Genomic DNA, 22,788 nt, shown 5'->3' on the forward strand with positions numbered 1-22,788 from the left:
CTACTATTGGAGGGCCTTATGATTACCGTTTCGGATTTACATCATGAATTTCGTATAGGCAAAAAAGGCAAGGAGCGTATCGTTCCGGTGCTGCAGCAAATTAATCTGCATGTGAAGCAGGGGGAGATTGTGACGGTTGTCGGCCGAAGCGGTTCCGGCAAATCCACGTTGCTGAACCTGATCAGTGGCTATATAAGAGCGACAGCCGGAAACATCATCGTGGATGGCCGCAACGTGACGAAGCTGAATGAAGGAGAATGGGCGGATTTCCGATTGGAGAAGTTCGGATTTATCTTTCAGAGCTTCCAGCTGATTCCGAGTATGACCGCTGCTGAGAATGTAGAGCTTCCGCTCGTGTTCAAGGGAATTGATGAGAAGGACCGCAAGCGTAGAACGGCTGAGATGCTGAAGCGGGTCGGTCTTGAGGAATTTGGCGGACACTATCCGGGTGAACTGTCAGGCGGTCAGCAGCAACGGGTAAGCATAGCCAGGGCGCTTATCGTGAATCCTCCCATCATATTGGCGGACGAGCCTACAGGCAGCTTGGACAGCGAGAACGAGCAGTCTCTGCTCGCCTTCATTCGGCAGTTGAATCGGGAGAACGGCATCACGTTCCTTATTATTACGCATGACGATCAGGTCGCTTCTATCGGGCACCGCACCCTGGCGCTTCAGGACGGACGTATGGTCGAGTCGCTTAGCGCGATGGGCAAGGGGGCATTCCAATGAAGCTGAAAGATAAATTCCGGTTTGTTCGGCAAAATATGAAGAAAAATCGCTCCCGCGTATTCATGACGGTTCTGGCTACCGCTATGGGTTGCTCGTTCTTGATGGTGCTGGCTTCGGTAGGTTTCGGCTTGCAGAAGAGTGTAGTTGAACAAATAACGGAAGGCCGGCTGATGACGGATATTAATGTGTACGGGAAAAAAGATGACAAAAACAATTACCATGCATTGAAAATTGAGGACATTTCCTTCCTGGAAGCCATTCCTAACGTCAAGGCCGTTACCCGCCGCCAATTCGTCGGACAAGGACCGACGTTCCAACTCGGTAATTTGTCAACGGTTAGCCAGACGCTCGTCACACATATGCCCTCAGAGGTCAAAGCCGGGTTCGAGCTGTCGGAAGGTCGATTGCCGCAAGCGGACAATGAGGTGATCGTCGGGTACAACTTCGCTGAGACACTTCGTGTTCCTGGCGATAAGACATCCGAGGAAGGGGATGAACCAACGGACGGCAAAGCTGCAGCGGCGGTTAAGAAAGATAAAGTGCCGGTTCTCAACAAGACATTAGATATGGAAGTCAAGCAATTCGTGAATAAAGTCGAGCAGAAGAAAACGATTCAAGTGACCGTCGTAGGGATCACGAAAGCGCCAACGCGCGAATGGAATAAGGATCAAAAAGTCTATATCTCGGAAGGCATGCTGAAGCAAATCGAAGACTTCACCCAAACACCGCAAGGGCTAATGAACCCGAAAGATGCGGATGCCTCGAAAGGACCAGTACCCCCTTCGCTCTCCGCGCCGCGCGAGTATAATGACGTGCACGTATTTGCCAAGGACGCAGAGAATGTCAAGGAGATCGTCAAGCAAATGAACGATAAGAAGTTCGCCTCTCACTCGATTGTGAACGAATTGGAGCAGGTCAACGTCATGTTCACCATCATGAAGATCGGTCTGCTGCTGGTCGGAACGATTGCGGTCTTAATCGCTTCAATCGGTATTTACAACACGATGACGATGGCGGTCACTGAACGCTCGCAGGACATCGGGATTATGAAGGCAATCGGTGCACATCCGTCCACGATCAAGAGCGTATTTCTGATTGAGAGCACGTATATTGGCGTGCTAGGCGCGTTCATTGGCACGGTTGTGTCCTATGCGATCAGCTTCGCGGTCAACTTATCGCTCCCGGCTGTAATCTCGGGATTGTTGAAGGAGAAGCCGCCCGAGGGATTAATCTTCAGTGACATCCCGCCCATGCTGACGCTTATCTGTGTCGCGATCAGCTTGCTCGTCGCGATGGTATCCGGATTGCGTCCTGCCAAGCGAGCGACACAGGTCGATGTGCTCAAGGCGCTCCGACGCGACGTATAAGCTGAAGAGTTGTTAAGGTTATGTTAAGTTCATTGCCTGTCCTATTTTGATTTCATGATCTGTAAGGTATAATAGTTTTGGGAACACAACATTATCCAATAAGGAGTGAAGTAATGGCTGTTCAGGTCTATCTGAATTTTAACGGAAATTGTAGGGAAGCAGTGGAGTATTACGAGACGGTTTTTGGAGTAGAGAGACAAAATTTCATGACGTTCGGAGATGTGCCACCTGACCCGCAGTACTCTCTTCCAGAAGAAGCCAAGCAACTGGTCATGCACGCACGCCTTAACATTAGTGGAAGCACGGTTATGTTCTCGGATGTTTTCCCAGGTATGCCTTTCGTTGAAGGCAACAATGTCAGCCTATCCATAGTCAGCAATGACATCGATGAAGTGAAGTCGTTGTTCCATAAGCTGAAAGAAGGCGGCAAAATCGGTATGGAGCTTCAGGAAACGTTCTGGAGTAAATGCTATGGTAATTTAACGGATAAGCTAGGCATTCAGTGGCAGCTCAACTATGAGAGTGAACAATAACATATATAGAGGTTAGAATAGGACAAGGATATGGAACTTTTCTTCTAGGAGAAAGATTCTATATCCTTGTTGTGTATCAGGACAGGCATTTAGAAATAATGGGAGGTGGGGGTGAGCGAGATGTTGTTTACGCCAATCAAGCCGATGCAAGCTAGCTGGGGAGAAGAAGCGTTCGATGATGAGGCGTATATTTTCGAGCCCAAATGGGACGGATGGCGCATATTGCTGCATAAGCAGGGAGAGCGTATCGAAGTGCTCACCCGCAGTGGTCAGCGAGTGACAGACAACTTCCCTGAGTTAAGAGAGATGACCTCAGCCATCCGAGCGCACTCGGCCATCCTGGATTGCGAAGGTATCGTCTTACGTGAGGACAAGCCGGTGTTCGACGATTTCACATACCGGTTGCGCATTAGTCAAGGAATGAAAATTAACAACGCGGTACGTTCGCATCCAGCCACGTTCGTAGCCTTCGACGTCCTGTATGTCGAGGAACGTGTAGTTTTGAACGAGCCGCTTCTGGAACGCAAGAAACGATTGGGCGACTTGCTTGCGCCAACCTCGCTCTTGATGCCAACGATGTATGTAGCGGGACAAGGTAAAGCTCTCTCCCAGTTGACGCGAGAGCGGGACATGGAGGGAATTGTAGCCAAACGCAAGAATTCCATCTACAGTATGGGAGCGGTAAGTGACAATTGGTTGAAGGTTAAGCATGTCCGGACGATTGATGTGATCGTGCTCGGCTATCGGATCGATCCGTTCGAGCTCGTGCTCGGGTTGAACTTTCGCACCGTGCCGAACAAGCCGATTGCCGTAGTTTCGAGCGGGCTGCAAGAGGCGGACAAGCAACAGTTTCTGCAGGGGGCCACATTTCTTCACAAGCAGATGGAGCGCGGTACACAGTGGCTGGAACCGCGAATCTGCTGTCGAATCCGGTACCGTGACCGGACGGATTCCCATCAACTGAAGCGAACCGAATTCGTACAATTTCTATGGGAGAAACAGCCGGAAGCGTGCATTTGGCGAGGCTAATAGGTTGAGGGCACATACCACTGCAACAGCAATAGCGCGGATAATCCACGCTAACTGCTATTGCCTGAGCCTGAACTGTAATTGTCGCGTAATACTCATTCTTAAAAGACAGTCGCTGTTGTATTAGATGTAGTTGCCGATGTTTTGGCATGCTTCAAGCGAATCAGATGCAAGGAATAATGGATGATCCGCTCGAGAGATTTTTTGCGGATGGGCGGCTCGTCGAACTTCATTGGCTTGGAGTTGGCTTCGAAAAACCAAATATTCCCTCCTGTATCAATGCCCAGATCCATGGACATTTCGCCGAGCAGGTGCCCGGACTTTTTCTCGATCTGTCTTGCGATGGCAAGCGACGCCTTCTTCGTACGGACTAATATTTTCCTTGCTCCTTCGATGCCGAAGCCGGAGGCGAGAAGCTTCTCCGGATCATCGATCGAGCCACCGCGCGGTACGTGCGTCGTAATGCTGAGCTTCCCGGCGAGCCGGGCTCCGATTCCGGTTAGATCCCACTCTCCTTTAGCATTTTTCTGTACGAGCACGCGGAGGTCGAACGGTCTGCGCTTATAGCGGGACAGCGTAATGCCCTGTTGAATAATATACTCTTCGTCGTCTTCCATTTGCTCCTGAACTTTGTTCCACAATTGCGATAAGGTAGTGGATTTAATGATAAGGCTGCCTTTTGTTTCCTGTACGCTTAATCGGAACTCGGGTTTGCGAAGTTGCCGCAAATAAGCCCGCTGTAGCTTCATAATGCCTTTGCCTGCCTTACCGCGAATGGGCTTCAGGTATACAGTTGGGTATGTTTTAAGCACGGTCTCGAGCTCGGCACAGTTCGTCATTTTTCGGGTAATCGGAATATATTTGGCGGTCGTTCTAGCATTGTTCAGCCACTCGAACAGCGTCCATTTGTTGAAAAACATCGGGTTGAATAGCCGGATATGCGGATTTTTCAGACACGCCTGAAGCGTTAGCTGCACTTCGGGCCTAGCTTCATCCTGACGATTCGGAATCCGGTTGTAGATTACATGGGGGGTTGCGATCCATTGCTGAGACCACGTATTCGTCTCCACATTGTATATATGACCGATCATCCGTTTGTTTCTCGGCTTCAAGTCCTTCACCGTGATGACGCACACCGACACGCCCATCTCGTAACCGGTGCGGATCAGATCAATGAAGTTGTTGCGATTGCCCCGGAACTGCTCTACTTCGTCATCCATGGTTAAGATGGCTAAGATGGGGCGCTGCAGAGTCTGCTGCGCGGATATCTCCACTTAATTCTCCCTCCTCGCCCGGAAATTACCCAGGTAGGTCAGGTGTTCGAATATATACTGCAGAGAGGAATTCCMTTGAGATTTAAGCAGCGGATGCTTGAAGATGGAACGGCCCGGCTTGGAATTCGCCTCGAACATCCAGATACGTTCCTGCTGGTCGATGCCTATATCGAGTCCGAGCTCTCCAAGCTTATGCGGGCTGTTGCGCTCAATCGCTTCTGCCAGCTTGATGGCCACTTCATTCGCTTCCTTAAGCATTGTCTCGGCTCTCGCTCCGAATACCCGGTCCAGCACATGCTCGGGAGTCATAATCATCCCCCCGTTCTTCACATGGGTCGTCACGCTGCCTTTCCCGGCTTTCTTGGCGCCAATGCCAGCCACGACCCACTGGTTGTTCCCATTCTTGTGCAGGTGAAAGCGAAAATCGATCGGGCAGCTCTCCAGCTCGATTAACCGGATGCCTTGCTGGACGACGTAATTACGCATGCGGCTGTGCGCGCTGATGAGCCGAAACAGTCCGGAAATATTGCCGAAGCGGAACAAGACGTTTTTACCTTGCCGACGAAACCGGGCGAAGTACCCCCGCTTCGGGTGGTAAGTCAGCCTGTAGATGCCGATACCCAAACTGCCGTCGGTTGGCTTCAAATAGACGAAGCGGTGCTTTTCCAGCATTTCCTTGATCTTGTCGGGGGAAGGGTTGTTGAATGCTTCCGGGACGTGCTTGTTAGCTTCCTGATCGCCTTCTATCAGCTTATACACATCAGACTTATCGAAAAAGCTCCAGTTGAATATCTCAATGCCACGCCGTACGAAACGATCCTTCAGATGGTCCATCGACATCGAGCGGTCGAGCCTCCGGTTGCCAAGCCGATTGTAGATGGAGTCCGGCAGCGGCACGGTTTTGCGCAACCAACCGTCTGTAGTGGGAAAATAGCCGAGAATCGTTTCCTCCTGCCAGTTGATGTCACTCGGCATGAAAGCGAAGTAGTAAGATTGACGACTTCCTGGCCGGATATATTGTTTCAGCATCGCAGAACGCCCCCCAAACGGCTGAACGACGCTGGGGCTTGATGCATTCGTCATAATCCCGATGAGAGGACCAATCTGGACCTCCTTATGGTCATTAGTCATAACCATGACATTCCCGCTTCTTGGCACCATCAATTGTTGTCTGACTAGGAGGGGAAGCATCATATGTTTACCAGGCTTCTTCATGGATTTCAAAGTAACGGAAACCGATTTACTACCAAGCTTCAGAGTGAGCGAGTTCGTGCTTGTGAGCTGAAGTGCCTTCATAAGCGTCGTAGACATATGGACAACCCGGTCAGACCGTTGTGCAAATTGAATAGAGCAAAACACTAAACTCATGAAAGGACCCTCCTAGTTGTGTCCAGAAGATAGCGGGCGTAAAGAATTGGATTGCGGACCGAAGCGATTCTCGCGGTTGGGTCGGTTAATCGACTGAACGCCGAACGGCCCGGTTTGGAGTTGGCTTCTATGATCCAGACATTTCCATGAACATCAATACCCAGATCGATGCCTAGCTCTGCTAATCTTCCGTGATGTTGCTCCAATATTTCAGGAATTTGTGTGGCGATGTCTTGTAATGTACAGTGAATCTGTTCGGCTCGCTCTTCTCCGAACTCAAGACTTAAGAAAGGGATCAGATCTTCCGCGACGCCGCCTCCGTGCAAATTGGATGTCACACTTCCGTGTTGTCCGCGGCGTACGGCCGTCCCGGTTACAGTCCAAATGCCTTTTCGGTTTTTCTGCACCAGACATCGTACATCGAACGGGTCACCGTTCCGGGCATTTAGCTGCAGATAAGGCTGGATCAAATAAGGTCGGCCTGCTGTGAAGGCTGTTAACCATTCATGAAAGCTTCGTTCGGAGGTGAACGTTCGCCCAATTATGTCGTTGCGCCTGTTTCTTCCGCTTACGCGATAACAGCCCTCTGTAAGCGTCACACGCAGAACACCCTTACCTTGTGAGCCTGCTTCGGGCTTAAGAAACAGCTCTCCCCGCCGGAATAAGTCGTCTCTAAGTCCGCTCCAGCTAGCAAGACGCTTCGTGTCCGGCAAAAATTCGCGCAAGGACATATGACACATCAACATTTGATGTACCTGCCATTTCCCTTTTAGCCCGTACCCAAGAAGGAGAATTTCCGGACGCTGCTTCAAGCGTTGAATGCAATCCCTGTATTGCTTGTAGTTCAGCTTGTTATGAAAAAAACATCGGTCGTAAATAACCTGGGGCAGCGGGAATTTCCCGGCCCTCCATCCTCCTTGCTCGGAGGAGTAGGTGTATCCTTCGACGCTCGTTTCTTCAAGTCTCAGCGATTCTGGGAAAAAAACGAACACGACGATGCCGAGCTTAAGTCCGATTCGGCATAATCGGCTGTAGAATTGCTGATTCGCAAAAGGGGAACTCAGCGGTTTTTCACAAACCATAATTCCGACATAAGCTAGTTGTTCCCTGATGTTGTTCATAGGTGTACCTCAGAAGCCCGTCAAGAAGCGGGCGTAATGAATCGTTGATTTGACGGAAGGCCGTATCACCCCATCGGTGAGCGGCGTTCCATCGTTTTTGGACGGTTTGGAGTTGGCTTCAAGCAACCAAACTTTCCCGTTCGTATCGACAGCCAAGTCTAGGCCAAGCTCTCCGAAATGGCCCTTGATCTGCTCTTCAATGCCTCCTGCAATATCGAGCGCAGCCTTCCGCAGTTGTGCCGACACGGTCTTCAGCATGCCGGAGCTTAATGTGGACTTCTCCAATGCTTCACGCACCTTGCTTAACGTACCGCCCCGGGCTAAATTCGACACGAAGTGGTTGTTGCCCGCTGTGCGTCCAACAATGGAGGTGATGGCCCACTCCCCGGTGCTGCCCCGTTGCACCAATGCGCGGAAGTCTACTGGCCTCCCGTCAATCTCGATGAGCTGCAGTCCTTGCTGAATTTGATACCTGCGCTGCTTCAACTTACCGGAGATCGTGGAGAAGACGGCACCGAGACTGGTGAACGATTGCTTTGTCGTGCCAGTCATGCTGGTCAAGTGACACATGTAGGACTGGTTGTTGGCTCGAATAATGCGTATAATGCCTTTGCCCAGGCTGCCTGTTACAGGCTTCAGGTACACGACGGGATATTTGGCCGACATCGACCTCAGCATCGTGTAATTTTTGAACAGGTGCGATTCGGGTAAATATTTGATCAGTTCGGGTTTGTGGCGCAGAGCGTCGAATACTTCGGTTTTGTTCAAATACTTTTCATTGAAGATGGCGGTGCCGAATCTGGATTTTACTTCTTTCATAAAATGCTGAACGCTCGGTTTGTTCTCTAATTTCCGGGATGTGAGACGATTGTAGATGACGTCGGGAATCGGGAAGTCCGACTTGCGCCAGCGGCCGGAATGCGTCCAACCTTCCAGATGCTGGTGGCTTGCCGTGATGTCCGACGTGGTGAAGAAGAATACAAAGGCTCCGTACGCGTGGCAAGCTTCAACCAACTCTTTGCAGAATGACGTAACTGAACCGAAGAGCCGATCGTGAGTAGAGGGATAGACGCGGCTGATCATTACCCCGATTAGTGGTCCGATCGTTATCGTGCGACTGGCCGATTTGTACTGGAATCCCAGATGGGAATTGTGGTGCAGGCCAAGTTTGGAAGCTAATGATTCTGCTATGCGAATGCCGTCGATATGCTGGACGGGAATGACCGTAACGGGCGTTTGAGATGCGCCGAAACATAAGGTCGTACTGGCGTTCGTGGGGATTTTGTACTGTTTGACCAGGTGTTCGCTCAGCATAATTGAGTGATCGCTGATCAAGGTGCCCGAGCTTTGTACTTGTATGGTGATTTTCGTACCAGCCATGATTGGTCTCCTTCATAAGCGCAATCTGGTTGTTCACTTGCTAAGTTTAATAAAATAACTACTTCATCATATGAGGACATATATCTTGTGGTGATTGGCATTTTCACCTTAGTTTTAGGCCTGATCTATCCTCGTGCAGCATATCAGCCAGACAAGCATATCGTGCCTTCCAGCCGCATAAGATAAAACAACATGTACGAGTTGGAGGGAACGCGATGAAAACATGGAAGAACGTCATTTATTTGAGTTTGGCGCTAGGTATGCTCATTTACGCGATACCGCGGCTTTCGATCGGAGGCAGCTTAACCTTGCCTACTGTATTCGGGATCTTATGGATCGTATTCGCGTTAGTCGTGGTTGCGGCGCATTTGCACCGGATTATTGGGGTAGATGAGGTGCAGGAGAAAGAATTGCGGCAAGTGCGACAAGTGGCAAGAGTGCGGCGGCAGCAGTGGATAGAACGGCAATTGGGTTCCGGTCACAATAGGAAGTAAGTCTTTGAGGGAGGCGGAGACGGCCGTTCCAAGTGAAAAAAAACCCCCTAAGCTCAAACATCTTGTTTGAACCTCCTTGGATTGTATAAGGGATTTAGCGGTATGAGGTTCAAGCCAAAACTCGCCGGGGTTCACTACTCACTTTCCACTCCTTTAACCACAATGAATCGACAGCCTCCCATGGAGGCTGTTTCTATAAGAAGACACAAAAAAACCGCTCGGATTCAGTTCCGAGCGGTCTTATTATGGTTGTTTAATCGTAGACCTACAGCTCATTACCGTTTGCTGACGCCATTCCGCCAGATTTGATGACTTGCTGCCAAGCGAAATCGGACGAGGCTGGGCCCTTGATCGCGAACTCATTGCATGTTCCGATTCCGATTGCGGCTTTTCCGTGCTCACGGCCGTGAAGGAAACATAAACCGTTCAACATATCGTCGCTGACCTTATAGTATTTGCAATTGTAGCAACTTGATTTCAATTGAGGAGAGATGCATCTATAGTTCATCTGCTGTTAACCTCCAGTTGAGAAGGAAATCCTTTTTATTAGAACTGTTTCCAGAATAAAGGACTGTTGGGTTGGTGTATATATACTTTCGGTCTCCTGAATTTTGGTGTACAAATCTACAAGTCTATGATATGATTATCAGATTTTATTGGGCGGAAATGGTTGAGAATCATATTTTTATTCGTGAAAGAAACGGTCGTACTCTTGGTATGCTCGTTCTCGTTCTCGTCGAAAAACACTTTGCAAAGCTTGTCGTCAAAATGCTTGATCTTGTTCATGTTGACCAGATTGATGCGGTCCAGCTTGTGGAACCCGAGACTGCCCATTCGCTTAGCCAGCTCAGACAACGTGTCCAACAAATAAAATTTGTCCTCGGCTGTATGGAATACGACGGTGCGTTCTTCCACTTCCATGTACAGAACATCATCAGCATCCAGCATGATTATGTCAAGATCGTGTACGAGATCGCGTGTTACGGGAAATTTCATCCGATTCACTCCAAAATGACTTGTAGATTGCCGGGTATGCGCAACATCGATGAGATTTATGAATGGAAATTAATGAGAGTTGTTCCATAAGATATTAAATTAATGGTACTACAATGCATAGCAAATGAAAAGCTCTTCTGTTAAAAATTTCATAAGGTTATAGGTCCTTCGCATGAAGAACATTTGTGCTTATTTCTACAACTAACTATAATAAATGTAACAGATAGGATACAGATCAACCTAATTGGGGTGGAATATATGGATGAAATCCTTCACGAAGCGGTTACGAAGCACGAACAGTTGCTTCAATACATTGCTGGACTGAAGCTAGGAACCAAAATATCCGTTCGGAAAATCGCTAAAGAAATGGACGTCAGCGAAGGTACAGCGTATCGGGCCATCAAGGAAGCCGAGAATCAAGGTTATGTTAGTACCCGTGAGCGGATTGGGACGATTCGGGTCGAGCGCAAGCTCAGGAACAACATCGATAAGCTTACATACGCCGAAGTCGTCAATATCGTGGATGGACAAGTGCTAGGTGGGGCGCTGGGTCTCGATAAATCGTTGAATAAATTCGTCATCGGCGCGATGGAAGTGGAAGCGATGGCCCGATATATCGAGGCGGGCAATCTTCTGATCGTTGGCAATCGGTTCCAAGTGCACCGGTACGCGTTGGAGCATGAAGCGGCCGTTCTTATAACGGGGGGCTTCGACACGAGTGAGGAGATCAAGCGGTTGGCCGACGAGCTGCAGCTGCCTATTATTTCGTCCAGCTATGACACGTTTACTGTAGCTTCGCTCATTAACCGAGCGATCTATGATCGGCTGATTAAGAAGAAGATTACGCTTGTGGAAGATATTATTGAAACAACAGGTGCACCGCGAGCTTTGAAGAGCAGCAGTACCGTGAAGGATTGGGAGAAACTGCTCGAAGAAACCGGGCACAGCCGGTTCGCTGTAGTGGACGAGTGGAACCGGGTTATCGGGATGGTGGCGTCCAAGGATTTTATCGGTGTTCCGAAGGAACAGACGCTCGACAAGGTGATGACGCGCAATCCGTTGACCGTGAATCTGCATACGTCCGTTACATCAGCCGCTCATATGATGGTGTGGGAAGGTATCGAGCTCTTGCCTGTTGTGGATAACAAAGGCAAGCTGATCGCTGTAATTAACAGACAGGACGTTCTGAAAGCACTGCAGTACATTCAGAAGCAGCCACAGATCGGAGAAACGTTCGAGGACCTCATTCTGATGGGGTTCGAGGAGCATAGGGAAGAGTCGGGACAGCTGCTCTACAAGGGGGTTATTACGCCGCAGATGACGAGTCATCTCGGCACAGTGTCGGAGGGTGTACTGACGACGCTAATGACCCAATGTGCCTATCGGGCGCTCAAAGCGCAGAAGAAGAGCGACTATGTGCTGGAAAATTTCTCGGCTTACTTCCTGCGGCCCTTGCAGCTGGAGAGCAAGATCGAGGTGCGTCCGCGACTGATCGAGCTGAGTCGGAAATTCGGCAAAGCCGATGTGGAGATCTACCACAACGGCTCGCTTGTATGCAAGGCGATGATGGCTGCCCAGGTTATTGATTAGGGGATTCACTTCACTTTGTGGGGGTCGGTTCGCTGCCAGGTTCAGTCATCCGGTCATAATAGCTATTGTTGCGAATGCCGGCGAATAGGTTGAACAGTCCAATCAGCATTAGAACGACACCGATGACAACCCGGATGCTCGAGCCGCTGAACAGCAGCATTTGGACAAGTGCGATAGCAAGAAGCATAATTCCCATGCACATATTCATCTTAGCAGCATATAAGCCGCGTAGCCTGGGGCTCGTCTGGCCTCTATATTTAAAGCTGTAATAGACGGAACCGAACAGAGTTAATACGATGACGGCGACTAAGGCCGTTTGCACAATTTGCAGAAACATAGTGAGTAGCTCCTTCTACATGGACTGCTTCTACTTTAGCGATTTTTACAAGGAAAATCAATGATCATGCTTGGATAGAAGGGGAGAACGGGATGAGCGGGTTCGTGCATTTGCATGTGCATAGTGAATATAGTTTGCTGGATGGGGCAGCTCGCATCGAGGACTTGGCTGCCCAAGCTGCGGAACAGGGCATGTCGGCTCTTGCTCTGACCGATCATGGCGTGATGTACGGCGCAATCCCATTCTATCGAGCTTGTCTCGCTAATGGAATCAAGCCGATTATCGGATGCGAAGTGTACATGACGTCCGGCTCAAGGCTGAACAAGGTGTCGAGGCAGGACAACCCCACCTATCATCTGATCCTGTTAGCCAAGAATGAAGCAGGTTACCGCAATTTGATGCGGCTCTGTTCGGATGCTCACTTGGAAGGGTTTTATTATAAACCGAGAACGGACATGGAACAGCTGGAGCGCTATTCGGATGGCCTCATATGCCTCAGTTCTTGTCTGGGCGGTGAAATATCGCAGCATCTTCTGCATGATCGCAAGGAAGAGGCGCGACTGGCTGCCGAACGGTACCGCCGAATATTCGGAGACGACTACTACCTGGAGCTGCAAGATCACGGATTGCTGGAGCAGAAAAAAGTGCTGCAAGCGATGATCGAGCTGAGCCGTGACACTGGGATCCCGTTGGCGGCCACGAATGACGTGCATTATGTGAAACCGGCGGACCATGTCGTACAGGATGTACTGATCTGCATCGGTACGGGTAAGACATTGGAAGATTCGGGACGCTTGAAATTCCAGACCGATCAGCTGTACTTGAAAAGTCCGGAGGAAATGGCCAAGCTGTTCCCTTATGTGACGGAAGCGCTGGCCAACACAGTTCGGATCGCCGAGAAGTGCGAGCTTCAGCTTGAGTTCGGCCGCTCCATTCTGCCGCAATACCGGCCTATACCCGAGACGTATGAGGGTCAAGCAGCAGCATACTTGAAGTCGTTATGCATAGACGGCCTGAAGGCCCGTTACGCGGACAAGCCGGAGTGGAATGGTGTAGCAAGCGGCGGCCAACACGAGCAATCGAGCGTGGCAGGCGGAGCGAGCGAGGGCGGTCATGACGGGCTGGAGGGTGCGAATGATCGAGAGGTTGGCGCAGCGTATGGTGAGGTTGATCGCGAGAGTGAAGGGGGCACAGGTCGTTCCGCGTATCGCCAACTCCTGGAGGAACGGCTTCACTATGAGCTTGGCGTCATCGGGAATATGGGATTCTCTGACTATTTCCTGATCGTATGGGATTTCATTCGGTATGCCCACGAGCATGGTATTGTTACTGGACCAGGAAGAGGATCGTCGGCAGGCAGTCTGGTCGCCTATGTCCTTCGTATTACGGACGTTGACCCGATCAAATACGGCTTGCTGTTCGAACGATTCCTGAACCCGGAGAGGGTGTCGATGCCGGATATCGATATCGATTTCAGCGATGAGCGGCGTGATGAAGTGATCGAATATGTCGTTCGCAAATACGGCCACGAGCATGTCGCACAGATCATTACATTCGGGACGATGGCCGCTAAGGCTGCCGTTCGTGATGTAGGACGTGTCTTGAACTTGCCGTATGGTGAAGTCGACAAAGCGGCCAAGCTCATTCCCGCTTATCTCGGTATGACGATTGATGAAGCGCTCAAGTCGACTCCTGAGCTGAAGGAGTTGTGCGAGAAACAGCGAAGCACAGCGGAATTGATCGAAATGGCGATGAAGGTGGAAGGGATGCCTCGACACGCTTCGACGCATGCGGCGGGTGTTGTCATTTCACGTGAGCCGTTAACCGACTATGTCCCGCTGCAGGAAGGGACGGAGAAGGTAGCGCTCACGCAATATTCGATGGAGCATCTGGAAGCGGTTGGACTGCTCAAGATGGATTTCCTCGGGCTGCGCTACTTGTCAATCATCGAGCGGACATTGAAGTGGGTGGAAGAACGGCATGGGGTGCTCCTGGATTTCAGCCGAATTCCGGATTCCGATCCGAAGACATACGAGTTGCTTAGCCGTGGAGATACGACCGGTATATTTCAACTGGAATCGGCAGGCATGAGACGGGTCCTCAAGGACTTGAAGCCAAGCCAATTCGAGGATATTATATCCGTCGTGGCGCTCTATCGGCCGGGTCCGATGGAATTCATCCCCAATTATATTAAGAGCAAACACGGCTTAATGGAAGTGGAGTACCCGCACGAGTCATTGAAGCCGATCTTGCGCGATACGTATGGCATTATCGTCTATCAGGAGCAAATCATGCAGATTGCTTCGAAGATGGCCGGATTCAGTCTGGGTGAAGCCGATCTGCTCCGTAAGGCGGTCAGTAAAAAGAAGAAAGAGGTGCTGGACGAAGAGCGTGCGCATTTTGTTAAGGGGAGCACGCGGCAAGGGTATACGGAGGACGAAGCCAATAAGGTGTACGATATGATCGTTCGTTTTGCCGATTACGGCTTCCCTCGAGCGCACGCGACAGCCTACGGTGTTCTTGCTTTCCAGACAGCGTACTTGAAAGTCCACTACCCGGTGGAATTTATGGCCTCGATGCTTGCTTCGGTCATGGGCAACCATCGGAAAGTTGCCGAGTATGCCGATGAATGCCGCCGAATGGGAATCCACGTACTGCCGCCTGACGTGAACGAGAGTGGAATACAGTTTACACCTGTAGGGCGTAAAGGAACGGCTGACGAGCAGGGCGAAGGAGCAACCATAGGCAACGAGGACTTGATAGCTGCGGCGGGAAGTGACGGTGAGGCTCAAGGGGATGTTGTGAGTGAGCAAGTTCATTGTGAAGTCGCGGTAAGCCAACATGGCGGTCAAGGCTATGGCATTCGCTTCGGACTGGCGGCGATCAAGAACGTAGGTATTCAAGCGATGGAAACGATCATGAAGGAGCGGCAGGAGAGGCCTTATGAGAACTTGCTCGACTTCTGTCGACGTATCGATCTGCGAGCTTGCAACAAACGGGTGCTCGAATCGCTTATTCAAGGCGGGGCGACCGACTCACTTCCTGGTCATCGCGCTCAATTGATTGCGATTCTCGATGAATCGGTGGAAGCTGCGCAGAAGTGGAAGAAGGAACGGGAGGACTTGCAGCTTCACTTGTTCGGTTTCACCGAAGAAGTGAATTGGACGATCGAGTACCCTGATGTGCGTCCGTATTCGCAGACGCAGCAGTTGGACCTTGAGCGTGAGCTGCTTGGCTTGTATTTGTCTGGACACCCGCTCGATACGTACGAGGAGCGTATTAGCGATCTGGACTCTCACCAACTGCACGAGTTGTCGGAATATCCGGACAATCAAGAGGTGTGGGTTGCAGGAATGGTTGTATCCAGCCCCAAGGCGATTATGACCCGGAAGGGCAAAGCGATGGGCTTCATCGAGCTGGAGAACCGGATTGCCCGTGTGGAAGCGGTGCTGTTCCCTGAAGTATGGGGCAAATACGCGTCTCGCTTGAACAAGGGAGCGGCCGTGTACGTCAAGGCGAAGCTGCAGCACCAGGACGAAGACATCAAGCTGCTCGTCGATGCGCTGTTCCCGCTCGATGCGCTGGATCTGGCGCAGCTCGTTGCGGCGCAGCGGCGAGGGCCGCAGCGCGGCAGCGCGAACGCGCCCGCGAGCAGCGGCGGTGCGCCGCAGCGCGGCAACGCGAGTGCGCCCGCGAGCGGCGGCGGTGCGCCACAACGCGGCAGCGCGAGTGCGCCCGCTAGCGGCGGCGGCGTACCGCAACGCGGCAACGCGAGTGCGCCCGCTAGCGGCGGCGGTGCGCCGCAGCGCGGCAACGCGAACGCGCCCGCGAGCRGCGGYGGCGCGCCGCAGCGCGGCAGCGCGAACGCGCCCGCGAGTGGCGGCGGCGCGAACGCGCCCGCGAGCGGTGGCGGTGCGCCGCAGCGCGGCAGCGCGAGTGCGCCCGCGAGCGGGCCTGCTGCGAAGGCGCAGCGGCTGTACGTCAAGATCACAGCTGGCCACGAGACGGCCGAGCAGCTAACACGCCTGCAAGGCGTGTTGCAGCAGCATGACGGCTTCATGCCGGTAGTGCTGTTTTACGAGCGAGAGCAGAAGCTGCGCGCTCTGGGTGAACAATACCGTATCAAGCCGTCACCTCCGCTCATTCAGGCGATAGAAGCGATCATGGGTCATGGCACTGCGCGGGTGAAATAGCAACGATTTAGAGGCTGTCGATTAACTGTTGATAGAAGCTAAGACGGCCTTTCCAAGTGAAAGGACCCTTAGTCATCCCCGCAAAGAGAAGCCAAGCACTGTAGTTACTTTGTGGGGGCCCAGGTTTCAAACATCTTGTTTGAACCTCCCTGATTGTATAAGGGATTCAGCGGTGGGAGGTTCAAGCTAAACTCGACAGGGTCCTCTTTTTCACTTTCCACTCCTCTTGTCCACAGTTAATCGAGAGCCTCAAAAGTTCCGTTATTACTTTTTGAACCCGATCTTATGTAGCAAAGTGGAGAGACTCCGAGCGGAATTAGACGGTTCTTCTATAGTGTTTTTCATGGTACGCATTCAAGATGAGATTCATATTTGGCGAAAAACATTCAAATTCCGCTTGTTTATCAAAAATTTGATTAAATATCACCGATTATTACGATATTACTTAACCAATCACGCTAATTCCCCCTATTTGTATGTTAGTGAACCGAGGAACATTTGCCATACCTCCCGCATACATTTGTAAAACCACGGGTTGTCACATCATCTGACAAAACACGACCCGGGCCGTGAAGCATGTGCTTACATCAACAACGAGCAGCACATAGCATCGCGTATAGCTCCAGCTTCCCGCATGGAGTTCAAATGGCTTAGGAGGAATGCACATGTCGAATCAACTGGCCCTGCAAATGCTCGCCAAACGCGGCGTCACCCTCAATGATATCGCGGAAATCGTGTTGACGCTGCAACTGCCTTATAACGACACTTTAACAAAGGAAGAATGTGCGGAAAGTGTATTGGCGGTCTTGAACAAAAGAGAGGTGCAGTTTACTTTATATACGGGTATCGCCTTGGATGATTTGGCCGAACGCAAGCTGCTGCCGCAGCCGTTGCAGGCGATCATGGAGCATGATGAGCCGCTATTCGGCGTCGACGAGACGTTAGCACTCGGTATTGTCCATGTGTACGGAATGATCGGGCTGACAAGCTTCGGTTACTTGGATAAGAAAAAGATGGGCATCATTCGTGAGTTGAACAACCACGATACGAACATTCATGTTTTTTTGGACGACCTGGTTGCGGGGCTTGCTGCAGCAGCTTCTGCACGCATTGCCCACCAGAACAAAAACGTGATGGAATACCTCATGGAGAAACCCCCGAATGAATAATGCCTCTGGGATAAAGGAGCCTTTTGGCGCAAGTAGTCGGAAACGGCGTATAAACCGGGCTCCTGCCCAGCTTATCAGAACGGACGATTTATTGCTTCAATTTGGTGTATGTGCTGTGGCGTGTGGCTCAATGACCTGTCAAGTCCTGGTGTGTCCCAACCGCTTTCTTGCGGGAAAAACGTTAGTTATGCTATCATTAGAACAATGTACCGGCTTGAGTGGCGTGTCAGGGAGGTTTAACAATAGCCATGTGGACCGTAATTTATATTGCTCCTACTGCCAAGATCGCAGAGCGTATAAAGCATAAGCTGACGGAAGAGGGTTTTCTGGTTCAATTGCGTCCGATCAGCCTGTCGAAACATCAGTTCGAGATATTGGTCCCTGAAGGCGAGCTGGAAGAAGTGCAAGAAGTGCTGAATGCGATTTTACACGGATGATTCACGGTTCAACCGCGCAGTCTGACAACGGATTGGTGAGGTGTAGCAGTGTTAAAGGATATTTTTCAGAAGAAAAAGAAGTACGCAACCATCCCCTCGGAAAAAACGAAGCGGGAAATTCCCGAAGGCATCATGAGCAAATGCCCGAAGTGCAGCAAGATTCAGTATAGCAAGGAGCTCGAGAAGAACTTCAAGGTATGCACAGAGTGCGGTTATCATCACCATCTGAGTGTGATGGAACGGATCGATTATACATTGGATGACGGACGGATATTTGAGTACGACAGCGACATGGTGTCCGAGGACCCGCTCGGTTTCGAGGGCTATGCAGATAAACTTGCTCGCTCGATGGAATCGACAGGGCTTCGAGATGCCGTTATAACGGGTGAAGGAACGATTGGCGGCTTTCCGGTTGTGATAGCCGTCATTACATTTGATTTCTTCCAGGGAACGCTAGGTTCGGTTGTAGGTGAGAAGATTACGAGAGCGATAGAAGCGGCCATTCAAAAAGGGTATCCGCTGCTTATTTTCTCCACCTCAGGTGGGGCAAGAATGCAGGAAAGTATTCTCAGTCTGATGCAAATGGCGAAGACAAGCGCAGCTATTTCACGTTTTCATGAAAGCGGAGGTTTGTATATCTCCGTTATTACCGATCCTACATATGGTGGCGTAACGGCCAGTTTTGCTATGTTAGGGGACATCATACTATCTGAGCCAGGTGCTCGTTTCGGGTTTGCCGGACGAATGGTAGTCGAGCAGACGATCCGTCAGAAGCTTCCGGATTATTTCCAAACCGCAGAATTCAACCTGGAGCATGGGCAGTTGGATAAAGTCGTTCATCGCAAGGAATTGAAAGCCACTTTAGCAAAGCTGATCGATTTGCATACGGTAGGTGGGACGAAGGGAGCAAGCGTACATGGCTGAGATGCCTTTTGAACGTCCGCTGGCGGAGCTGAAAGCTAAGATTGAAGAGCTGCGCCGGTTCGGCGTGGAGAAGCAGATCGACTTCTCGGACGAGATTGCCAAGCTCGAAGAGCGTTATTCTAAGCTAGAAGATGAAATGTACGGCAGCATGACCGCTTCGCAAAAGCTGCAGATTGCCCGTCACCCGATGCGGCCTAAGACGCTGGATTACATCCAGAGCGTCTTTACCGATTTCATCGAGCTTCATGGAGATCGCGTCTATGGCGACGATCTGGCTATCGTTGCGGGGATTGCCAAGCTGAACGGCATTCCAGTCACCGTGGTCGGCCATCAGAAGGGGATCGACACGAAGGACAACATCGCTCGCAACTTCGGCAGTCCGCATCCGGAAGGATTCCGCAAAGCACTTCGCCTCATGCAACAGGCGAACAAATTCAAACGTCCGATCATTACGTTTCTGGATACGAAGGGGGCTCACCCCGGTAAGGAAGCGGAAGAACGCGGTCCCGGAGAAGCGGTTGCCCGCAGCTTGATGGAGATGGCTGGCTTCGGCGTTCCGATCATCTGTATCGTCATCGGCGAAGGCGGCAGCGGAGGTGCACTTGCGCTCGGCGTCGGCAATCGGGTGCTCATGATGGAGCATTCCGTCTATTCGGCGATAACTCCGGAAGGGGCGGCGACCATTCTGTTCAAGGATGCCACGCTGTCACTGAAAGCTGCCGAAGCGATGCGGATTACCGCAGACGATTTGATGGGTCTCAAAGTAATTGATGAGATTATCAAGGAGCCGAAGGGCGGCGCGCATCGGAATCGCGAAGAGCAGTATGTCGTGATCAAGGAAGCGATCTGGCGTCATCTGGAACAGCTTCTGACCATGAACGAACAGCAACTACGCGATGATCGGTACCAGAAGTTTAGAGCGATGGGCAGAATCTCGTTCCTTCAAGAACTAGTCGAACAACGCTAATTCGGAATAATCTACAACGCCCCACTTCACTTTGTGTGGAATTGTTTGTGGGGTAATAATCCGGGGGCCCCCGCAAAGTAACAGGAATAAGCTACAACGCCCCACTTCACTTTGTGGGGTTTACTTAGGAGGAAATCATAATCATGCGCAAAACCAAAATCGTTTGTACAATCGGGCCATCCAGTGAATCGCTTCCTATGCTGAAACAATTGATTACCGCTGGCATGAATGTAGCCCGGTTGAATTTTTCTCATGGGGATTTCGAGGAACACGGCAATCGAATCCGCAACATTCGTCAAGCGTGCCAGGAGCTGGGCCGTACAGTTGCAATATTGCTGGATACGAAAGGTCCAGAGATTCGCACAGGCAAGCTTCAAGCTGATTCTTACGAGCTTGTTCAGGACGAGCATCTGGTTCTGACAACGGAAGAGATCATCGGGGACGACAAGCGGCTATCCGTCACATACAAGGACTTGCCGAACGATTTGCATATCGGCTCCACGGTCCTGATCGATGATGGCTTGATCGGACTGACGGTAGTAGACATTCGCGGAGGCGAGATCGAGTGCCGTATCGTGAACGGCGGGACGATCAAGAGCAAGAAGGGTGTTAACGTACCAGGCGTAAGCATCTCGCTGCCTGGCATTACGGAGAAGGATGCGAACGACATCGTCTTCGGGATTGAGCAGGGTGTCGATTTCATCGCCGCTTCCTTCGTACGTAAAGYAAGCGATGTGTTGGAAATTCGCCATTTGCTGGAGCGCTACAATGCGCAGCACATTCAGATCATCTCCAAGATTGAGAACCAGGAAGGTGTCGCTAACCTGGATGAAATTCTTGAGGTGTCCGATGGATTGATGGTTGCGCGCGGCGACTTGGGCGTAGAAATTCCAGCCGAAGAAGTACCGCTCGTTCAGAAAAACATGATTCGCAAAGGCAACTACGTCGGCAAACCAGTCATCACCGCTACACAGATGCTCGATTCGATGCAGCGTAACCCACGTCCTACGCGTGCTGAGGCAAGTGATGTAGCGAATGCGATCTTCGACGGTACGGACGCGATTATGCTGTCTGGCGAGACTGCTGCGGGTAAGTACCCGATCGAATCGGTGCTTACCATGTCGCGCATTGCCGAACGAGCAGAGCAATCGCTTGAATATCGCGAGATGTTCGTGAAGCAGAGCTCGGCTCAACAGCGCACCATTACAGAAGCGATCAGCCAATCTGTAGCCAACTCAGCGCTCGACTTGGAAGCGAAAGCGATCATTACCCCTACAGAAAGCGGCTATACAGCACGGATGGTATCCAAGTATCGGCCGAAGTCGCCGATTCTGGCGGTCACGCCGAACGACCAAGTGATGCGCCGTCTATGCTTGATCTGGGGCGTCGTGCCGATCAAGGGCGAAGAAGCGCGCAATACGGACGAGATGTTCCAACTGGCAGTCGACCATTCGATGAAGGCTGGGTTAGTCCGTCTTGGTGATCTGGTCATTATTACAGCTGGCGTGCCAGTAGGTCGTTCGGGTTCCACGAACTTAATGAAGGTACATCATGTCGGCGAGATGATCGCCAAAGGACAAGGGATCGGCAGTCAGTCCGCTACGGGGAAAGTAGTCGTTGCCCGGACTGCTGAGGAAGCTGTCGCCAAGATGGTTCCAGGAGCTATTCTCGTTACTACAATGACGGACAAAGCTGGAATTTCGGCCTTCGAGCAAGCCTCTGCTGTCATCACGGAAATCGGCGGGATTACGTCCCATGCGGCAGTCGTTGGACTCAGCCTAGGAATACCGGTTATCGTTGGGGTGAACGATGCGCTCAATCTGATGCATGACGGCATGGAAGTGACTGTTTACGCGGAGATTGGTGTTATTTATACGGGACAAGCTAAAGTGCTATAAGCCGTCCTGCGTTGGAATCAAAGTCCCTTATGCCTCCCGATTGCGGATGCATAAGGGACTTTGATTTGTATTAAACCCGGGGTCCCCGCAAAGTAATAGGAATAAGCTTCGAAGGCCCGCTTCACTTTGTGGGGTAAGAGTCCGGGGTCCCCGCAAAGTAATAAGATTAAGCTCCGAAGGCCTACCTCACTTTGTGGGGTAATTTGTTGTTGTACGACTTTCCTTGTACAATGGAGGCAGGAAGCCTGAGTAAAGGGAGTGACAAGTATGATCCGTTTGCTAATGATCTTGTTCATCGTTGTCCCCGCCCTGGAGATCTGGGGTTTGTTTACAGTTGGCAAGTTGATCGGTGGTTGGGAGACATTCGCCCTATTACTGGTATCGGGATTTGTTGGCGCGTATCTGGCCAAGCGGGAAGGCATGAAGGTATGGATCAATGCACAGCAGCAGCTCTCATCGGGTCAAGTTCCGACACACGCTATTATGGATGGGGTCTGCATATTTGCTGGAGGCTTAATGATGATGGCACCGGGATTTCTGTCCGATGTGCTAGGGTTGCTGCTCGTGTTCCCCTTCACGCGCCCGTTGTTCCGCCACGGGCTAGAGGTGTGGGTGCGACGCAAGCTTGCCAAGGGAGGCTCGTTCACCTTGTACAGGCGATAAGCCGACAAATGAGGCTGTCGATTAACTGTTGATAGAAACAAAAACGGCCGTTCCAAGTGAAAAAGGACCCCTACGCTTTACCCCACAAAGTGAAGTCTAGCTCTGAAGATAACGCCGATTACTTTGTGGGGGCCCCAAGAGCTCAAACATCTTGTTTGAACCTCCCTGATTGTATAAGGGATTAAGTGGTATGGAGGTTCAAGCCAAAACTCGCTGGGGTCCTCTTTTTCACTTTCCACTCCTCTTGTTCACAGTTAATCGACAGCCTCCAAATTAACCTTGGAAGGGGTAGCCGATTATGGAGCAACAATCCAGATGG

General features: G+C 51.1%; 20 protein-coding genes. 13 read left to right on the forward strand and 7 right to left on the reverse strand.

The features are described from left to right. Positions 1–18 precede the first annotated feature (18 nt). The 4 genes from AC1DWB_RS08070 to AC1DWB_RS08085 all read left to right on the forward strand — a co-directional run bounded on the left by AC1DWB_RS08070 (position 19) and on the right by AC1DWB_RS08085 (position 3,658). Positions 19–729: an ABC transporter ATP-binding protein gene (locus AC1DWB_RS08070; RefSeq protein WP_477540525.1), complete on the forward strand. Its 711-nt coding sequence runs from the start codon at positions 19–21 to the stop codon at positions 727–729. Then, positions 726–2,096 carry an ABC transporter permease gene (locus AC1DWB_RS08075; protein ID WP_477540526.1) on the forward strand — a complete coding sequence of 457 codons (1,371 nt, stop codon included), beginning with the start codon at positions 726–728 and terminating at the stop codon, positions 2,094–2,096. The genes AC1DWB_RS08070 and AC1DWB_RS08075 overlap by 4 nt, the downstream gene beginning before the upstream one ends. 113 nt (positions 2,097–2,209) lie before the next feature. After that, positions 2,210–2,629 carry a VOC family protein gene (locus tag AC1DWB_RS08080; protein ID WP_477540527.1) on the forward strand — a complete coding sequence of 140 codons (420 nt, stop codon included), beginning with the start codon at positions 2,210–2,212 and terminating at the stop codon, positions 2,627–2,629. A gap of 120 nt (positions 2,630–2,749) precedes the next feature. Continuing rightward, the gene (locus AC1DWB_RS08085; RefSeq protein ID WP_477540552.1) at positions 2,750–3,658 is read left to right on the forward strand and encodes an ATP-dependent DNA ligase; all 909 of its coding nucleotides are present in this window, start codon (positions 2,750–2,752) and stop codon (positions 3,656–3,658) included. A 101-nt stretch (positions 3,659–3,759) separates the two neighbouring features. Here the strand turns inward: AC1DWB_RS08085 and AC1DWB_RS08090 are convergent, their stop codons facing one another. The 4 genes from AC1DWB_RS08090 to AC1DWB_RS08105 are packed head-to-tail and all read right to left on the reverse strand — an operon-like array spanning position 3,760 to position 8,801. Next, positions 3,760–4,932 carry a YheC/YheD family endospore coat-associated protein gene (locus AC1DWB_RS08090; protein WP_477540528.1) on the reverse strand — a complete coding sequence of 391 codons (1,173 nt, stop codon included), beginning with the start codon at positions 4,930–4,932 and terminating at the stop codon, positions 3,760–3,762. After that, positions 4,933–6,300, reverse strand: coding sequence for a YheC/YheD family endospore coat-associated protein (locus tag AC1DWB_RS08095; RefSeq protein WP_477540529.1), 1,368 nt, complete (start codon positions 6,298–6,300; stop codon positions 4,933–4,935). It lies immediately after the preceding gene. After that, entirely contained in the window at positions 6,297–7,421 is a 1,125-nt protein-coding gene (locus tag AC1DWB_RS08100) for a YheC/YheD family endospore coat-associated protein (RefSeq protein ID WP_477540530.1), read from the reverse strand. Before AC1DWB_RS08100 ends, AC1DWB_RS08095 begins: the two co-directional genes overlap by 4 nt. A gap of 9 nt (positions 7,422–7,430) precedes the next feature. After that, the gene (locus AC1DWB_RS08105) at positions 7,431–8,801 is read right to left on the reverse strand and encodes a YheC/YheD family endospore coat-associated protein (protein ID WP_477540531.1); all 1,371 of its coding nucleotides are present in this window, start codon (positions 8,799–8,801) and stop codon (positions 7,431–7,433) included. A gap of 215 nt (positions 8,802–9,016) precedes the next feature. Here AC1DWB_RS08105 and AC1DWB_RS08110 point away from each other — a divergent pair, with 215 nt between their 5' ends. Then, the gene (locus AC1DWB_RS08110; RefSeq protein WP_477540532.1) at positions 9,017–9,295 is read left to right on the forward strand and encodes a hypothetical protein; all 279 of its coding nucleotides are present in this window, start codon (positions 9,017–9,019) and stop codon (positions 9,293–9,295) included. A 265-nt stretch (positions 9,296–9,560) separates the two neighbouring features. On the opposite strand, the gene AC1DWB_RS08115 is transcribed toward AC1DWB_RS08110, so the two are convergent. Both AC1DWB_RS08115 and AC1DWB_RS08120 read right to left on the reverse strand, forming a co-directional pair. Further along, the gene (locus AC1DWB_RS08115; RefSeq protein ID WP_477540533.1) at positions 9,561–9,803 is read right to left on the reverse strand and encodes a hypothetical protein; all 243 of its coding nucleotides are present in this window, start codon (positions 9,801–9,803) and stop codon (positions 9,561–9,563) included. 116 nt (positions 9,804–9,919) lie between these two features. Further along, a complete protein-coding gene (locus AC1DWB_RS08120; RefSeq protein ID WP_477540534.1) occupies positions 9,920–10,291 on the reverse strand; it encodes a LytTR family DNA-binding domain-containing protein in 372 nt (123 codons plus the stop codon). Positions 10,292–10,549: 258 nt separating this feature from the next. Between AC1DWB_RS08120 and AC1DWB_RS08125 the strand changes: the two genes are divergently transcribed. Next, positions 10,550–11,881, forward strand: coding sequence for a DRTGG domain-containing protein (locus AC1DWB_RS08125; RefSeq protein ID WP_477540535.1), 1,332 nt, complete (start codon positions 10,550–10,552; stop codon positions 11,879–11,881). Between the two features lie 10 nt (positions 11,882–11,891). Here AC1DWB_RS08125 and AC1DWB_RS08130 read toward each other — a convergent pair whose 3' ends face one another. Further along, positions 11,892–12,218: a YtpI family protein gene (locus tag AC1DWB_RS08130; RefSeq protein WP_477540536.1), complete on the reverse strand. Its 327-nt coding sequence runs from the start codon at positions 12,216–12,218 to the stop codon at positions 11,892–11,894. A 92-nt stretch (positions 12,219–12,310) separates the two neighbouring features. Between AC1DWB_RS08130 and AC1DWB_RS08135 the strand changes: the two genes are divergently transcribed. The 7 genes from AC1DWB_RS08135 to AC1DWB_RS08165 all read left to right on the forward strand — a co-directional run bounded on the left by AC1DWB_RS08135 (position 12,311) and on the right by AC1DWB_RS08165 (position 22,469). Further along, positions 12,311–16,411, forward strand: a complete 4,101-nt coding sequence (locus AC1DWB_RS08135; protein ID WP_477540537.1) for a DNA polymerase III subunit alpha — start codon at positions 12,311–12,313, stop codon at positions 16,409–16,411. A gap of 665 nt (positions 16,412–17,076) precedes the next feature. Next, complete coding sequence (locus AC1DWB_RS08140) at positions 17,077–17,580, forward strand: phosphatidylglycerophosphatase A family protein (RefSeq protein WP_477540538.1); 504 nt, start codon at positions 17,077–17,079, stop codon at positions 17,578–17,580. A 248-nt stretch (positions 17,581–17,828) separates the two neighbouring features. Further along, entirely contained in the window at positions 17,829–18,017 is a 189-nt protein-coding gene (locus AC1DWB_RS08145) for a glutamate decarboxylase (protein ID WP_477540539.1), read from the forward strand. Between the two features lie 48 nt (positions 18,018–18,065). Next, a complete protein-coding gene (gene accD / locus AC1DWB_RS08150) occupies positions 18,066–18,941 on the forward strand; it encodes an acetyl-CoA carboxylase, carboxyltransferase subunit beta (protein ID WP_477540540.1) in 876 nt (291 codons plus the stop codon). After that, positions 18,934–19,908 (forward strand): acetyl-CoA carboxylase carboxyltransferase subunit alpha, encoded by a 975-nt coding sequence (locus AC1DWB_RS08155; RefSeq protein ID WP_477540541.1) that lies wholly within the window; start codon positions 18,934–18,936, stop codon positions 19,906–19,908. Before accD ends, AC1DWB_RS08155 begins: the two co-directional genes overlap by 8 nt. 143 nt (positions 19,909–20,051) lie before the next feature. After that, on the forward strand, positions 20,052–21,806 hold the full coding sequence (pyk, locus tag AC1DWB_RS08160) for a pyruvate kinase (RefSeq protein ID WP_477540542.1): 1,755 nt from the start codon (positions 20,052–20,054) through the stop codon (positions 21,804–21,806). Between the two features lie 267 nt (positions 21,807–22,073). Beyond that, positions 22,074–22,469 carry an FxsA family protein gene (locus AC1DWB_RS08165; RefSeq protein ID WP_477540543.1) on the forward strand — a complete coding sequence of 132 codons (396 nt, stop codon included), beginning with the start codon at positions 22,074–22,076 and terminating at the stop codon, positions 22,467–22,469. The last annotated feature ends 319 nt before the right edge of the window (positions 22,470–22,788 follow it).

The organism is Paenibacillus sp. P4_E11, assembly GCF_056401635.1.